Source organism: Pseudomonas sp. V98_8, assembly GCF_029967975.1.
Taxonomy (GTDB): domain Bacteria; phylum Pseudomonadota; class Gammaproteobacteria; order Pseudomonadales; family Pseudomonadaceae; genus Aquipseudomonas; species Aquipseudomonas umsongensis.
Genome location: NZ_JASCAE010000086.1, coordinates 102,127 through 116,637, shown reverse-complemented (window position 1 = coordinate 116,637; position 14,511 = coordinate 102,127). Strand labels below are relative to the sequence as shown.

Annotated in this window: 14 protein-coding genes; 7 read left to right on the top strand and 7 right to left on the bottom strand. The window is 61.1% G+C overall.

Features of this window, described 5'->3' with window-relative positions; genetic code table 11:
• Nucleotides 1-3 precede the first annotated feature (3 nt).
• The gene (locus QLG10_RS27530) at nucleotides 4-384 is read right to left on the bottom strand and encodes a DUF423 domain-containing protein (RefSeq protein WP_282488348.1); all 381 of its coding nucleotides are present in this window, start codon (nucleotides 382-384) and stop codon (nucleotides 4-6) included.
• Between the two features lie 74 nt (nucleotides 385-458).
• Between QLG10_RS27530 and mtgA the strand changes: the two genes are divergently transcribed.
• The gene (gene mtgA, locus QLG10_RS27525) at nucleotides 459-1,181 is read left to right on the top strand and encodes a monofunctional biosynthetic peptidoglycan transglycosylase (protein ID WP_110750262.1); all 723 of its coding nucleotides are present in this window, start codon (nucleotides 459-461) and stop codon (nucleotides 1,179-1,181) included.
• Between the two features lie 190 nt (nucleotides 1,182-1,371).
• On the opposite strand, the gene rpoH is transcribed toward mtgA, so the two are convergent.
• From rpoH to ftsY, 4 genes are all read right to left on the bottom strand, one after another.
• Entirely contained in the window at nucleotides 1,372-2,226 is an 855-nt protein-coding gene (gene rpoH / locus QLG10_RS27520; RefSeq protein ID WP_008065085.1) for an RNA polymerase sigma factor RpoH, read from the bottom strand.
• A 112-nt stretch (nucleotides 2,227-2,338) separates the two neighbouring features.
• Complete coding sequence (ftsX, locus tag QLG10_RS27515; RefSeq protein WP_020797361.1) at nucleotides 2,339-3,361, bottom strand: permease-like cell division protein FtsX; 1,023 nt, start codon at nucleotides 3,359-3,361, stop codon at nucleotides 2,339-2,341.
• A complete protein-coding gene (gene ftsE, locus QLG10_RS27510; RefSeq protein WP_008065082.1) occupies nucleotides 3,358-4,029 on the bottom strand; it encodes a cell division ATP-binding protein FtsE in 672 nt (223 codons plus the stop codon). Before ftsE ends, ftsX begins: the two co-directional genes overlap by 4 nt.
• Nucleotides 4,026-5,540 (bottom strand): signal recognition particle-docking protein FtsY, encoded by a 1,515-nt coding sequence (ftsY, locus tag QLG10_RS27505; RefSeq protein ID WP_282488347.1) that lies wholly within the window; start codon nucleotides 5,538-5,540, stop codon nucleotides 4,026-4,028. Before ftsY ends, ftsE begins: the two co-directional genes overlap by 4 nt.
• A 343-nt stretch (nucleotides 5,541-5,883) precedes the next feature.
• Between ftsY and QLG10_RS27500 the strand changes: the two genes are divergently transcribed.
• From QLG10_RS27500 to QLG10_RS27480, 5 genes are all read left to right on the top strand, one after another.
• Nucleotides 5,884-7,239, top strand: a complete 1,356-nt coding sequence (locus tag QLG10_RS27500; RefSeq protein WP_188263433.1) for a pitrilysin family protein — start codon at nucleotides 5,884-5,886, stop codon at nucleotides 7,237-7,239.
• Entirely contained in the window at nucleotides 7,232-8,722 is a 1,491-nt protein-coding gene (locus QLG10_RS27495) for a pitrilysin family protein (RefSeq protein WP_110750255.1), read from the top strand. Before QLG10_RS27500 ends, QLG10_RS27495 begins: the two co-directional genes overlap by 8 nt.
• Nucleotides 8,722-9,336: a 16S rRNA (guanine(966)-N(2))-methyltransferase RsmD gene (gene rsmD / locus QLG10_RS27490; RefSeq protein WP_110750253.1), complete on the top strand. Its 615-nt coding sequence runs from the start codon at nucleotides 8,722-8,724 to the stop codon at nucleotides 9,334-9,336. Before QLG10_RS27495 ends, rsmD begins: the two co-directional genes overlap by 1 nt.
• A gap of 63 nt (nucleotides 9,337-9,399) precedes the next feature.
• Nucleotides 9,400-10,398 carry a hydrolase gene (locus QLG10_RS27485; RefSeq protein ID WP_110750251.1) on the top strand — a complete coding sequence of 333 codons (999 nt, stop codon included), beginning with the start codon at nucleotides 9,400-9,402 and terminating at the stop codon, nucleotides 10,396-10,398.
• Nucleotides 10,399-10,401: 3 nt separating this feature from the next.
• Nucleotides 10,402-11,232 (top strand): AraC family transcriptional regulator, encoded by an 831-nt coding sequence (locus QLG10_RS27480; protein ID WP_282488346.1) that lies wholly within the window; start codon nucleotides 10,402-10,404, stop codon nucleotides 11,230-11,232.
• A gap of 124 nt (nucleotides 11,233-11,356) precedes the next feature.
• On the opposite strand, the gene QLG10_RS27475 is transcribed toward QLG10_RS27480, so the two are convergent.
• Nucleotides 11,357-12,211 carry a sulfurtransferase gene (locus QLG10_RS27475; protein ID WP_282488345.1) on the bottom strand — a complete coding sequence of 285 codons (855 nt, stop codon included), beginning with the start codon at nucleotides 12,209-12,211 and terminating at the stop codon, nucleotides 11,357-11,359.
• Between the two features lie 48 nt (nucleotides 12,212-12,259).
• The gene (locus QLG10_RS27470) at nucleotides 12,260-12,928 is read right to left on the bottom strand and encodes a TetR/AcrR family transcriptional regulator (RefSeq protein ID WP_110750244.1); all 669 of its coding nucleotides are present in this window, start codon (nucleotides 12,926-12,928) and stop codon (nucleotides 12,260-12,262) included.
• A 145-nt stretch (nucleotides 12,929-13,073) separates the two neighbouring features.
• On the opposite strand from QLG10_RS27470, the gene QLG10_RS27465 reads away from it, so the two are divergent.
• Nucleotides 13,074-14,504, top strand: coding sequence for a coniferyl aldehyde dehydrogenase (locus tag QLG10_RS27465; RefSeq protein ID WP_282488344.1), 1,431 nt, complete (start codon nucleotides 13,074-13,076; stop codon nucleotides 14,502-14,504).
• Nucleotides 14,505-14,511 lie beyond the last annotated feature (7 nt).

Below are 14,511 nucleotides of genomic sequence, written 5' to 3'. Positions count from 1 at the left end.
GCGTCAAGCGGTCAACGGCAAGCGCCAGGCGGCTAGGCCCAGGCAAAGCCAGCCGATAAGGAACGCCAGGCCACCGAACGGTGTGATGATGCCCAGCTTGCTGACTCCCGTCAGCGTCAGCACGTACAGGCTGCCGGAGAACAGCACAATGCCGATGGCAAAGGATGCGCCGGCCCAGGTAACGAGACGCCCCGGGATCTGCACAGCCAGCAACGCCACACCCAGCAATGCCAGGGTGTGCACCAGTTGATAGGTGACGCCGGTATGGAAAATTGCCAGATACTCGGCGCTCAGGCGGTTTTTCAGGCCGTGGGCGGCGAACGCCCCGAGACCGACACCGGTGAAGCCGAAAATAGCGGCCAGCATCAAAAAGCCACGCAGCATGAAGAACTCCAGTCAGTCTCGATCCACAGGGTCTGTATAATGGCCCGCTCAACGGGTTCGGCCAAGCCATCTCTATGCTGCGTATCTATTTCCGTCGTTTCGCCAAGGCCGTGCTCTGGTTCATGGGTGCCAGTGTAGTGTTGGTGCTGATTTTTCGCGTGGTGCCGCCGCCCGGAACAATGCTGATGGTCGAACGCAAGATCGAATCCTGGTTCGATGGCGAGCCCATCGACCTGCAACGTACCTGGAAACCCTGGGATGAAATCTCCGACGACCTTAAAGTCGCGGTGATTGCCGGCGAAGACCAGAAATTTCCCGAGCATTGGGGCTTTGACTTCGGCGCGATCCAGAAAGCACTGGCCCACAACGAGCTCGGTGGCACCATCCGGGGTGCCAGCACCCTGAGCCAGCAGGTGTCGAAAAACCTGTTCCTGTGGTCCGGCCGCAGCTGGTTGCGCAAAGGCCTGGAGGCCTGGTTTACCGGGTTGATCGAAGTGCTCTGGCCCAAGCAGCGGATTCTTGAGGTGTACCTCAACAGCGTCGAGTGGGATGACGGAGTGTTTGGGGCAGAGGCGGCGGCCAGGCATCATTTTGGCGTGAGCGCAAAAGGTCTCAGTCGCCAGCAATCGAGCTTGCTGGCGGCCGTATTGCCGAATCCGCGAGTATGGAGTGCCAGCCATCCCACCGCTTACGTGGCACGGCGTGCGGGCTGGATTCGGCGGCAGATGAGTCAGTTGGGTGGGGACAGCTACCTGGTGGGGCTCAATGATTCGCGCCGGGCGCCTTGGGAACAATAACACCGCAGATCCAATGTGGGAGCGGGCTTGCTCGCGAATGCGGTGTGTCATTCAGCATCATATTGACTGGCCCACCGCTTTCGCGAGCAAGCCCGCTCCCACATTGGTATGCGACGGTTCATAATTTTCGGACACCAACAAAAACGCCCCGATCGATGACCGGGGCGTTTTTTATTGCCTTTCGCGCGGGTTACGCGGCGATGGACAGTTTGAGCTTGTTCATCGCGCTCTTCTCGAGCTGGCGAATACGCTCGGCCGACACGTTGTACTTCTGTGCCAGGTCGTGCAGCGTGGACTTTTCTTCTGCCAGCCAGCGCTGGTAAAGGATGTCGCGGCTGCGGTCGTCCAGCACTTCCAGCGCTTCGTGCAGGTTGTGGTTGGAATTGTCGCTCCAGTCGGCATCTTCCAGCTGACGAGCCGGGTCGTACCGGTGGTCTTCCAGATAGTTGGCCGGTGACTGGAAGGCGCTGTCGTCGTCGGCTTCGGCCGCCGGGTCGAAGGCCATGTCGTGACCGGTCAGGCGACTTTCCATCTCGCGCACTTCCCGCGGCTCGACCCCGAGGCTTTCCGCCACACGGTGGACTTCCTCGTTGTTCAGCCACGCCAGGCGTTTTTTCTGGCTGCGCAGGTTGAAGAACAGCTTGCGCTGGGCCTTGGTGGTCGCGACTTTCACGATCCGCCAATTACGCAGGATGAATTCGTGGATCTCCGCCTTGATCCAGTGCACGGCAAAGGATACCAGGCGCACGCCCATTTCCGGGTTGAAGCGCTTCACGGCCTTCATCAGGCCGACGTTACCTTCCTGGATCAGGTCAGCCTGGGCCAGGCCGTAGCCGGAATAGCTACGGGCGATATGTACGACAAAACGCAGGTGGGCGAGCACCATCTGCCGAGCCGCCTCAAGATCCTGCTCATAATAGAGACTCTCGGCCAGTTCACGCTCCTGCTCCGGCGTCAGCAATGGAATGCTGTTGACGGTGTGCACATAGGCCTCCAGGTTCGCACCCGGGACCAGAGCATATGCAGGCTGCAAAGAATTGGTCATACGAAAAAACCTCCCACTTACATACTCGTGCCATTGGCACTGCGAAAATTGACCGGAAACCGAAAGACAAGTTCCCCTAAAAACTGCAAGGTCAATACGCGCAAAAAAGATTCTACTTCGGCGCCAGCTCCCTGAGATGACGTGCGACTGCAATCCATGCACCGATATAACCCAACAGCACCGCGCCTAGCAAGAGAGACAGACCGTCGGCAACCGGTACGCCGGCCAGTGCGAAATCACTGCCGTACAACCCGGCCAAGCCGACCACCGCATCGTTCAGCCAGTTCAGGCCGAACGCCAATACGCCCCAGGAAAGAATCCCCGCACCGAAACCATACAGCGCCCCCATATAGAGAAAGGGTCTGCGCACATAGCTGTCAGTGCCGCCTACGAGTTTAATCACTTCTATCTCTGTGCGGCGGTTTTCAATATGAAGACGAATGGTATTGCCTATCACCAAAAGTAATGCAGAAACCAGAAGCACGGTCAGACCGAAGACAAATCGGTCGCCCAGCTTGAGGATGGCTGCCAGACGCTCGACCCAGACTAGATCAAGCTGCGCCTGTTGTACCTTCGGCAGTTCGGAAAGTTTTTGTCTTAATGCTTCAAGAGCTGGCTTGTCGACCTCGGTCGGCGTTACCAACACCACGCCAGGCAGCGGGTTTTCCGGCAGTTCCTTGAGCGCTTCGCCCAGGCCCGACTGCTGCTGGAACTCTTCCAGCGCCTGGTCCCGACCGACGTATTCGGCATCGGCCACCCCAGGGATACCCTTGATCTGTTCGCGCAGTGCCTCGCCATCCGTCGCGCTGGCCTCGAGTTGCAGATACAGGGAGATCTGCGCCGCGCGTTGCCAGGAACCGCCAAGGCGCTCGACGTTACTTAGCAAAAGTGACAGGCCCATGGGCAGACTCAAGGCAACCGCCATCACCATGCAAGTGAAAAAGCTGCCGATGGGCTGCTTGCCCAGGCGACGCAAGCTGTCGAGCAGGCTGGCGCGATGACTTTCGATCCAGGCGCGCAACAGCGTGGCGAAATCCGGGCCATCATCGTCGTCGTGTTTTTTCTTCTGCGGTTGCGGGTCGGCGGCCTTGGGGGCCACGCGCTCGGAAACCTTTGGACTGCGAGTAGCACTCATTCGCCGGCCTCCCCATCGCCGATCAATCGGCCGCGTTGCAGCGTCAGCATGCGATGGCGCATGCGCGCAATCAGGGCCAGGTCGTGGCTGGCGATCAGCACGCTGGTGCCCAGGCGGTTGATGTCTTCGAACACACCCATGATTTCCGCCGCCAGACGCGGGTCGAGGTTACCGGTCGGTTCGTCCGCCAGCAGCAGGGCCGGGCGGTGGACGATCGCGCGGGCGATACCGACGCGTTGTTGCTGACCGGTGGACAAGTCGCCGGGATACAGGTCGGTCTTGTCCGACAGCGCTACGCGCTCCAGCGCCGAGTCCACGCGCTTGGCGATTTCGGCCTTGGACAAACCGAGGATCTGCAACGGCAGCGCGACGTTATTGAATACCGTGCGATCGAACAGCAGTTGGTGGTTCTGGAACACCACGCCGATCTGCCGACGCAGGAAGGGGATCTGTGCGTTGCTGATGGTGCTCAGGTCTTGCCCGGCCAGCAGCAGCTTGCCGCTGGTTGGACGCTCCATGGCCAGCAACAGCCGCAGCAAGGTGCTCTTGCCGGCACCGGAATGGCCCGTTACAAACAAAAATTCGCCCCGACGGACTCGAAAGCTCAGCTCATGCAAGCCGACGTGACCGTTCGGGTAGCGTTTACCGACCTGTTCGAAACGAATCATGAACGCTCCCGTTCGGCAAACAGTGCCTGGACAAAGGGTTCAGCTTCAAAAGTGCGCAAATCGTCGATGCCTTCACCGACGCCGATATAGCGGATCGGCAGGCCAAACTGCTTGGCCAGGGCGAAAATCACCCCGCCCTTGGCGGTCCCGTCGAGCTTGGTCAGCGCCAGGCCAGTCAGTTCGACAGTCTGGTTGAATTGCTTGGCCTGGTTGATGGCGTTCTGCCCGGTGCCGGCATCGAGCACCAGCAACACCTCGTGCGGCGCGTCGGCATCGAGCTTGCCGATCACCCGGCGAACCTTTTTCAGCTCTTCCATCAGATTGTCTTTGGTGTGCAGGCGACCGGCGGTGTCGGCGATCAGCACATCGATGCCACGGGCCTTGGCGGCCTGGACGGCGTCGAAAATCACCGAAGCCGAATCGGCCCCGGTGTGCTGGGCGATGACTGGAATCTTGTTGCGCTCGCCCCAGACCTGCAATTGCTCGACTGCGGCAGCGCGGAAGGTGTCGCCGGCGGCCAGCATGACTTTCTTGCCTTCCAGCTGCAGTTTCTTCGCCAACTTGCCGATCGTGGTGGTTTTACCGGCGCCGTTGACGCCCACCACCAGGATCACGAAAGGCTTGTTCTGCGAGGTGATTTTCAGCGGTTGCTCGACGGGCTTGAGCATGGCCGCCAGCTCGGCTTGCAGGGATTTGTACAACGCATCGGCATCGGCCAGCTCCTTGCGCGCGACCTTCTGGGTCAGGCGCTGGATGATCACTGACGTAGCCTCGACACCCACGTCGGCGGTCAGCAGGCGGGTTTCGAGGTCATCGAGCAGTTCGTCATCGATGGCTTTCCTGCCCAGGAACAGGCTGGCCATGCCTTCGCCGATGCTGGCACTGGTCTTGGACAGGCCTTGCTTGAGGCGGGCAAAGAAACCGGCTTTGGTTTCTTCGGTGCGTACCGGCTCGACTGGAACTTCGATAGGGGCAGCGACAACAGGAGCAATAACAGGTGCAGGTGCAGGTGCAGGTGCAGGTGCAGGTGCAGGTTCTGGCGCTTGGACAATCGGTGCAACCGGTGGGACGAATGCATTGACCGCCGGTGGCGGCGCAGCCTCAACGACGGGCGCCACGACCGGCTCGACCACGGGTACCTTAACCGGCTCAGGCGCAGAAACCGCCTGCGCCGGAATCGGAGGTGTCACGTGCGGTGCCAAGTCATTTTCGACCAGCGCCACCGGCTCTTCCGCCACCGGCAAGGTCAACCAGGGCTCGGTGACCGGGGTCAGCGGCAATTCGGCGACGACTTCAGTCGCTGCCTCGACAAGCGGTTGCAGCGCCGGCTCGGCGATCGGCGAAACAACCGGCGCAGGCTCGGCGTTTATTACCGGCGCGGGCGTTGGCTCAGGAAGTGGTTGTGGCTGTTCGACGACGGGTTCCTGCGGCTTTTTGCGCAGCCATCCGAACAGGCTTTTCTTTTCACCAGCCGCAGCTGGGGTCTTCTTGTCGTCGTTGGAACCAAACATGGAGGACGGCTATCTCACGGTAGCGACGCGCCAACGGGCGCCCCGGCAAATGAATATTCGATGCAGAACAGACTGCGATTGACCCAGCTTGTTCATGCGCAACATTTTGTCGAGGTGCAAAAGGCACCCTGCAAAAACGATTTCACTAAGGACTGATGGCGGAAAATCGGCGAAAAAGCAGAGTTTAGCTGATAAACCACAGCTTACTGCCGCAAACCCAAACAACCTGATCAAACGTAAAGGCCTGATAGGCGTGGCCGCCAGTAAAACGGATCAGTATCCTAGCACCCTCTCGCCCGCTGAAGCTAAGAACAAGCGGGCAGCCCCAAAGGTTTAAAAACGAATGAATGCCCTAGCCCGCCGCGCTGCAGGCCTGCTGATCAGCACACTTTGCCTGCCCCTTTCGGCCCTGGCGGCCGACCCGCAACCGACCCACGAATTCACCCTCGACAATGGCTTGAAGGTCGTCGTGCGCGAAGACCATCGCGCCCCGGTGGTGGTTTCCCAAGTCTGGTACAAGGTTGGCTCCAGCTACGAGACGCCCGGCCAGACCGGCCTGTCCCATGCCCTGGAACACATGATGTTCAAGGGCAGCGAAAAAGTCGGCCCTGGCGAAGCGTCGCTGATCCTGCGCGACCTCGGCGCAGAAGAAAACGCCTTCACCAGCGACGATTTCACGGCCTATTACCAGGTCCTGGCCCGCGACCGCCTGGGCGTGGCCTTCGAGCTGGAGGCCGATCGCATGGCCAGTCTGCGGCTGCCGCCCGACGAGTTCGCTCGCGAGATCGAAGTCATCAAGGAAGAGCGGCGCCTGCGCACAGACGACAAACCCATGTCCAAGGCTTACGAGCGCTTCAAGGCCATGGCTTACCCGGCCAGCGGCTATCACACGCCGACCATTGGCTGGATGGCAGACCTGGACCGCATGAAAGTCGAAGAGCTGCGTCACTGGTACCAATCCTGGTACGTGCCCAACAACGCCACGCTGGTGGTGGTCGGCGACGTGACGCCGGACGAGGTCAAGACCCTGGCCCAGCGCTACTTCGGTCCGATCGCCCGGCGTGAGGTGCCGTCGGCGAAGATTCCGCTGGAACTGGCCGAGCCCGGCGAACGCAAGATCACCCTGCATGTGAAGACCCAATTGCCCAGCCTGATGCTGGCCTTCAACGTGCCAAGCATCGCCACCACTGACGACAAGCGCCTGGTCAATGCCCTGCGGCTGATCTCGGCCCTGCTCGACGGCGGCTACAGCGGACGCATCCCGACTCAATTGGAGCGTGGCGAAGAACTGGTGTCCGGTGGCTCGTCGAGCTACGACGCCTACACCCGCGGCGACAGCCTGTTCACCCTGTCGGCAACGCCCAACAGCCAGAAGAACAAGACCATCGCCCAGGCCGAAGCCGGCTTGTGGAAGCTGCTTGAGCAACTGAAAACCACCGCGCCGACCGCCGAAGAACTGGAACGCGTAAGGGCGCAGGTCATCGCCGGGCTGGTGTACGAGCGCGACTCGATCACCAGCCAGGCCACCGCCATCGGCCAGCTGGAAACCGTCGGCCTGTCGTGGAAACTGATGGACACCGAACTCGCCGAACTGGAAAGCGTGACACCGCAAGACATCCAGAACGCCGCCAAGCTGTATTTCACCCGCGAACGTCTCAGCGTCGCCCATGTTCTGCCGGAGGAGACGACTCATGAGTGAACATAAAAAACCGCGCCTGGCCCTGCTCGGCCTGATCGCAGTCGCCCTGATCGGGTCGGCCGCGTTCTATTTTTCCAGGACCAATGACTCCGTTGCCAGTGAAGCGCTGGACAAGGCCAAGGCCAGCCAGAAGCTGCAGTCGTTGACTGAACTCAACGGCAAGGCCCCGAGCCACCGTAAGCTCGATGTGCAGACCTGGAACACTGCAGAAGGCGCCAAGGTGTTGTTCGTCGAAGCCCGTGAGCTACCGATGTTCGACATGCGCCTGATCTTTGCCGCCGGCAGCAGCCAGGACGGTGACGCTCCTGGCCTGGCGCTACTGACCAACGCCATGCTCAATGAAGGCGTGGCTGGCAAGGATGTCAGCGCCATTGCCCAGGGCTTCGAAGGCCTGGGCGCCGATTTCGGTAACGGTGCCTACAAAGACATGGCGGTTGCCTCACTGCGTAGTCTCAGCGCCGCGGACAAACGTGAACCCGCCTTGAAGCTGTTCGCCGAAGTGGTCGGTAAACCGACCTTCCCCGCCGACTCGTTTACCCGCATCAAGAACCAGATGCTCGCCGGTTTCGAATACCAGAAACAGAACCCCGGCAAACTCGCCAGCCTCGAGTTGATGAACCGTTTGTACGGCAATCACCCCTACGCGCACGCCAGTGATGGCACGGCGCATACCGTTCCGGCCGTCACCCTTGCGCAACTGCGCGCGTTCCACCAGAAAGCCTATGCCGCAGGCAACGTGGTGATCGCGCTGGTCGGCGACCTGTCCCGCGCCGAAGCCGAAGCCATTGCCGCGCAGGTATCGGCCGCCCTGCCCAAAGGTCCGGCCCTGCCGAAGATCGAGCAACCCGCCGAACCCAAGGCCAGCATCGGCCATATCGAGTTCCCGTCCAAGCAAACCAACCTGATGCTGGCGCAGCTGGGCATCGACCGCGACGATCCGGATTACGCGGCACTGTCCATGGGCAACCAGATCCTCGGTGGTGGCGGTTTTGGCACTCGACTGATGAGCGAAGTACGCGAAAAGCGTGGCCTGGCGTATGGTGTTTACTCAGGTTTCAGCCCGATGCAGGCACGTGGCCCGTTCATGATCAACCTGCAGACCCGCGCCGAAATGAGCGAAGGCACCCTGAAACTGGTGCAGGATGTACTCGCCGACTACCTCAAGACCGGTCCGACCGAAAAAGAGCTCGACGACGCCAAGCGCGAACTGGCCGGCAGCTTCCCGCTGTCCACCGCCAGCAACGCCGATATCGTCGGCCAGCTGGGCGCGATTGGCTTCTATGGCTTGCCACTCAGCCACCTGGAAGACTTCATGCAGCAGTCGCAGAACCTGACCGTCGAGCAGGTCAAGGCAGCAATGAACAAACACCTCAGTACGGACAAGCTGGTCATCGTCAGCGCTGGCCCCACCGTGCCGCAAAAGCCGTTGCCGGCCCCTACTGATAAACCCACCGAGCAACCGCTCGGGGTTCCGGAGCATTAATGGCCACTTCTCGCCCGAAAAAACCTGTCCACAACGTGCATAACGGTGTGAACCAGCTGCGCATCATCGGCGGCGAATGGCGCAGCCGCAAACTGAGCTTCCCCGACGCTCCAGGCCTGCGCCCGACGCCCGACCGGGTGCGTGAAACCCTGTTCAACTGGCTCGCACCCTACGTCCCGGGCGCCAAGGTGCTCGATCCATTCACCGGCAGCGGCGCGCTGTTTCTCGAAGCCTTGTCCCGTGGCGCAGCCATGGGCCAAGCGCTGGATGCCAGCAGCCTTGCGGTGTCCAGCCTCAAGGAGCACCTGGGCACGCTGCGCTGCACCACCGGCCAGGTCCAGACCGCCGATGCCCTGCGTTATCTGGAAACTCAGCCAGCGATTGCCTACGACCTGGTGTTCCTCGACCCGCCGTTCAACCAGAACCTGCTGCCTGCCGTTTGCACGCTGCTCGAAGAGCGCCAGTGGCTGGCCGAAGATGCCTGGGTGTACACCGAAAGCGAAAGCGCACCCTCGACCCTCGGCTTGCCGGGCAACTGGCGCCTGCACCGGGAGCAAAAATCCGGACGGGTCTATTATTCGTTATGGCAACGTATGGCAGAGATCGCCGGTTAATCGACCGGCCTGTACAAGGGGCGCGCCTCCATGCAGGCGTGCACCACTGCATCGAGACGAATCGTGTCCCATCCGCCAGAACGCTTCACCCCAGCCTTCGGCCTCGGCAATCCGCACTTGCAGACCTTGTGGGGCCCACTGTGGCGCAAAACCACCCACCTGCAACGTGAGCGTGAACGCCTGTGGCTTGAAGATGGCGACTTCCTCGACCTTGACTGGCATGGCCCGCACACTGTCGATGCGCCTCTGGTCCTGGTGCTGCACGGACTGACCGGTTCGTCGAATTCACCTTATGTTGCCGGCATACAGAAAGCGCTGGGCGACCAGGGCTGGGCCAGTGTCGCGCTGAACTGGCGCGGTTGCTCCGGCGAACCCAATCTGTTGCCGCGCAGCTATCATTCCGGCGCCAGTGAAGACCTGGCCGAAACCATCAGGCACCTGCGGGCAAAGCGTCCACTCGCACCGCTGTATGCCGTCGGTTATTCCCTGGGCGGCAATGTGCTGCTCAAGCATCTGGGCGAGACCGGCAGTGCCAGCGGCGTGCTCGGCGCGGTGGCGGTATCGGTGCCGTTTCGCCTGGACCAGTGCGCCGACCGCATCGGCCAGGGCTTCTCCAAGGTCTATCAGGCGCATTTCATGCGCGAGATGCTGGCCTACATCAAGAACAAGCAACGCCAGTTTCAGCATGATGGGCGCGAGGAGGGTCTCGCGGCACTCGCTGCGCTGGGCTCGCTGGAAAACATGCGCACGTTCTGGGATTTCGATGGCCGGGTGACCGCGCCCCTCAATGGTTTCGCGGATGCCCAGGACTACTATCGCCGCGCATCGAGCCGCTACTTCCTCGGCGAAATCTGCACGCCCACCCTGATCATTCAGGCTGCCGATGACCCCTTCGTTTTTCCCCACAGCCTGCCGCAGGCTGACGAATTGTCAGCCTGCACGCAATTCGAATTGCAGGCCCGGGGCGGGCATGTCGGATTTGTCGATGGCTCGTTCCGCCAACCAGGGTACTACCTGGAGCGGCGCATTCCGCAGTGGCTGACTACCGTGGGACGCGGCTAGGCCATGGGCAACACCCAGGGCGAGTCCATCCACTTCTGGCAAACGGCGCCGTTGGCCGGGATCGAGCTGTTGTCGGCACGCTACATCGATCACCGTTTCGCCCCCCATGTGCATGATGGCTATGTGATCGGCATGATCATGGCCGGCGCCCAGCGTTACCGCTATCGCGGCGCCGAACACCTGGCAGGCAGTGGCACACTGGTGCTGATCAACCCTGATGAACTGCACACAGGCCACAAGGGTACGGAAGACGGCTGGTTGTACCGGGCGTTTTATCCCGACAGCGGGCAGATTCTTTCCCTGCTGGCCGAGCTGGAGCTGCCGACTCATAACCTGCCGGCGTTCGGCGCCACGCTGTATCGCGACCAGGATCTGGTAAATGGCTTCTGTCAGTTGCATCGCTTGCTGGAAAGCCCGGCCACAGCCCTTCAACAGCAGACTGCCTGGCGGGAGCTGATGCTGTCACTGCTGCAACGTCACGCAGCGGTTCCCGTTGCCGGCAAACCGGGCAAGGAGCACCGGGCAGTAAAATTGGCCAAGGAGCTGCTGCAGGCACAATTGACGGCGCCGCCTTCGCTGGAAGAACTGGCGGCGGCGGTGAATTTGTCGCCTTTCCACTTCGCACGGGTGTTCCGCCGCGCCACCGGCATGCCGCCGCACACGTGGCTGATGCAGCAACGCATCGCTCGGGCGCGGGCATTATTGCAGGGGGGATGCTTGCCGCTGGAGGTTGCGACGCAATTGGGGTTTGCCGACCAGAGTCATTTGAGCCGGCAGTTCAAGCAGGTGTATGGCGTTGGACCTGGGGCGTATCGCAGCGCGCGCCTTTATTAACGCTCAAGAAAACCAGTTACCCCTGTGGGAGCGAGCCTGCTCGCGAAAGCGGTGTGTCAACTTATCAGTCGGCGGATATTTCGCTTTCGCGAGCAGGCTCGCTCCCACAGGGGGGGGGTAGGGCTTATTCGCCGGTGGCAACGCCCCGCGCAGGATCATTGATCCACTCGCTCCACGACCCGGCATACAACGCTCCCAACGGATAACCCGCCAAGCACAACGCGAACAGGTTATGGCAAGCCGTCACGCCAGACCCGCAGTACGCGACCAGATCTGTCGGCGAGCGATCACCCAACTTCTCGGCAAACCGCTGCTTGAGCTGTTCGGCTGGCAGGAAACGCCCGTCCCTGCCCAAGTTGTCGGTGAAGGCCGCACATTGCGCACCAGGAATGTGGCCGGCAATCGGGTCGATCGGTTCAACCTCGCCCTTGAAGCGCGGCAAGGCACGGGCATCGAGCAAGGTCAGCGCGGGTTGGCCCAGGCGTTTCTGCAACTGCTCGGCACTGAGGATCAGCGCGCTGTCCGGTACACCGGTAAATGTGCCGCGGCTGCTCGACGGTGGGTCCAGGCTCAGGGGCAAGCCCGCCGCGTGCCAGGCCTTAAGCCCGCCGTCGAGGATAAACACGCCGTCACGCTTGCCCAACCAGGCCAGCAACCACCAGGCCCGCGCTGCAAAGGCACCCGGACCGTCGTCGTACAAGACCACTTCGCTGTCGGCGTTGATGCCCCACGCCTGCAGGCGTTCGATCAAGTCCGCCGGCTCGGGCAATGGATGGCGCCCGGTCACGCCCTTGACCACTTTGCCACTCAGGTCGCGCTCAAGATCGGCAAAAGACGAGCCGGCGATGTGCCCTTGTGCGTAGCTGCGCTGGCCGTAATCCGGGTCTTCGAGAGCAAAACGACAATCAAGAATCACCAACCCTGGCTGGTCCTTTTTCAGGTCCAGTGCTTGCGGGCTGATCAGTTGCGCAATGGGCATAACGGGCTCCTGTGATGGGCTGTTTTCGATCCTGCTGCATTCGTTATTTCATACTTCTTCCAATGCCTGGGCCAACGGCACGTAAAACTCTTCAAACAGCGCATCGACCGCATCGCGAGCCTGATCCGTGACGAAACCCGCCTCCAGCACCAACACCTGGTACACGCCGCGCTTGATGGCTTGTTCGCTGAGGTGGCTGGAGTTTTCCCGCGTGGTGCACAAAAAACGCACCCAGGAGGTGAGGATGATCCAGGCATTGATCGTCAGGGACTCGATCTGCACCCGATCCATCTTCAGGATGCCGGCGGCGACAAAACCCTCGTAGATGGCGGCGCCCTGAATCACGCAGCGCTGGGAAAAGCGCCGGTAGCGGGCCGCCAGTTCCGGGTCACTGTCGAGCAAGTGCTCCAGGTCCCGGTGCAGGAACCGGTAGCGCCACATGGCTGACAACAGCTCCTTGAGGTAGAAACGCTTGTCTTGCACCGTGGCGGCGCGCCCCTGTGGCGGACGCAGGAAGCTGTCCACCAGGCTCTCATACTCACCGAACAGCACGGCGATGATCGCCTGCTTATTAGGAAAGTGGTAGTACAGGTTGCCCGGAGAAATCTCCATGTGGGCGGCGATGTGGTTGGTGCTGATGCTGCGCTCGCCCTGCTGGTTGAACAGCTCCAGGCTGTTCTGCACGATGCGCTCGCTGGTTTTTATCCTTGGGGCCATGGCTTGAGCTTAAATTCAGAGTGCGATGAGAGCATCTTACGGCCTATCCGCGAGCGATAAAACAAAGCGGTGCCGAGGACGGTATTTGACTTTTTAGAGTATAGACTCTAAAAATGCGCTCACTACAAAAAATCCGGAGCCGACCATGACTGCTGACATTTCCTACCTGCAAAATCTCCAGCAGCCCCTGCAAGAGCTTCAGAGCCTGTTCGACGCACAGCGCGCGGCCTATGCTGCCAACCCGATGCCGCCCGCGGCCCAGCGCCAGCAATGGCTCAAGGCCCTACGTGATTTGCTGGACAACGAACGCCAGGCCTTGATCGATGCGATCAGCCAGGATTTCAGCAACCGCAGTGCCGATGAAACCCTGCTCGCCGAACTGATGCCCAGCCTGCACGGCATTCATCACGCCAGCCGCCACCTCAAGGGCTGGATGCGCGCGTCGCGGCGCAAGGTCGGTGTCGCGTTCCAGCCGGCTTCGGCGAAGGTGGTCTACCAGCCACTGGGCGTGGTCGGGGTCATCGTGCCGTGGAACTATCCGCTGTACCTGGCCGTCGGGCCTTTGGTCGGCGCGTTATCGGCAGGTAACCGGGTGATGCTCAAACTCAGCGAATCGACCCCGGCCACCGGTTTGGTGATCAAGGCATTGTTCGCGCGAATCTTCCCCGAGGACCTGGTTTGCGTGGTGCTGGGCGAAGCCGATATCGGCGTGGCGTTTTCACGCCTGCCCTTCGATCACCTGCTGTTCACCGGCGCCACCAGCATTGGCAAACACGTGATGCGCGCGGCGGCGGAAAACCTGACGCCGGTCACGCTGGAACTGGGCGGCAAATCCCCGGCCATTGTTTCCCATGACGTACCGCTCAAGGATGCCGCTGAACGCATCGCTTTCGGCAAGACCCTCAATGCCGGCCAGACCTGCGTGGCCCCGGATTACGTGCTGGTGCCGGAAGATCGTGTCGGCGCGTTCGTGGAGGCCTATCGACAGGCGGTTCGCGGTTTTTATCCGACCCTCGCCGACAACCCGGACTACACCGCGATCATCAATGACCGACAACTGGCGCGGCTCAAGGGCTATGTCAGCGATGCCACCAGCAAGGGTGCCCTGCTGATTCCAGTGTTCGAGCAAGGCCAGGGCCGTCGCATGGCGCATAGCCTGCTGCTTAACGTCAACGACGAGATGACGGTGATGCAGGACGAAATCTTCGGCCCACTGTTGCCGATCGTTCCGTACAAGCATCTGGACGAGGCCTTTGCCTATATCAACCAGCGGCCTCGCCCACTGGCGCTGTACTACTTTGGCTACGACAAGCGCGAGCAAAACCGTGTGCTCAACGAGACCCATTCCGGAGGCGTCTGCCTCAACGACACCCTGCTGCACGTGGCTCAGGATGACATGCCGTTCGGCGGTATCGGTCCTTCGGGCATGGGCCATTACCACGGGCACGAAGGCTTCCTGACCTTCAGCAAGGCCAAAGGTGTGCTGGTCAAGCAGCGCTTCAACGCGGCAAAGCTGATCTATCCGCCCTATGGCAAAGCCATTCAGAAACTGATCCAGAAGCTGTTTATCCGCTAACGATAGC

Bases quoted from the DNA above. Each gene is read 5' to 3' on its own strand.
- QLG10_RS27495 (WP_110750255.1), top strand. From the start codon at position 7,232: ATGAGTGAACATAAAAAACCGCGCCTGGCCCTGCTCGGCCTGATCGCA.
- rpoH (WP_008065085.1), bottom strand. From the start codon at position 2,226: ATGACCAATTCTTTGCAGCCTGCATATGCTCTGGTCCCGGGTGCGAAC.
- ftsX (WP_020797361.1), bottom strand. From the start codon at position 3,361: ATGAGTGCTACTCGCAGTCCAAAGGTTTCCGAGCGCGTGGCCCCCAAG.
- QLG10_RS27530 (WP_282488348.1), bottom strand. From the start codon at position 384: ATGCTGCGTGGCTTTTTGATGCTGGCCGCTATTTTCGGCTTCACCGGT.
- QLG10_RS27480 (WP_282488346.1), top strand. From the start codon at position 10,402: ATGGGCAACACCCAGGGCGAGTCCATCCACTTCTGGCAAACGGCGCCG.
- QLG10_RS27470 (WP_110750244.1), bottom strand. From the start codon at position 12,928: ATGGCCCCAAGGATAAAAACCAGCGAGCGCATCGTGCAGAACAGCCTG.
- mtgA (WP_110750262.1), top strand. From the start codon at position 459: ATGCTGCGTATCTATTTCCGTCGTTTCGCCAAGGCCGTGCTCTGGTTC.
- rsmD (WP_110750253.1), top strand. From the start codon at position 8,722: ATGGCCACTTCTCGCCCGAAAAAACCTGTCCACAACGTGCATAACGGT.
- QLG10_RS27500 (WP_188263433.1), top strand. From the start codon at position 5,884: ATGAATGCCCTAGCCCGCCGCGCTGCAGGCCTGCTGATCAGCACACTT.
- ftsY (WP_282488347.1), bottom strand. From the start codon at position 5,540: ATGTTTGGTTCCAACGACGACAAGAAGACCCCAGCTGCGGCTGGTGAA.
- ftsE (WP_008065082.1), bottom strand. From the start codon at position 4,029: ATGATTCGTTTCGAACAGGTCGGTAAACGCTACCCGAACGGTCACGTC.
- QLG10_RS27475 (WP_282488345.1), bottom strand. From the start codon at position 12,211: ATGCCCATTGCGCAACTGATCAGCCCGCAAGCACTGGACCTGAAAAAG.
- QLG10_RS27465 (WP_282488344.1), top strand. From the start codon at position 13,074: ATGACTGCTGACATTTCCTACCTGCAAAATCTCCAGCAGCCCCTGCAA.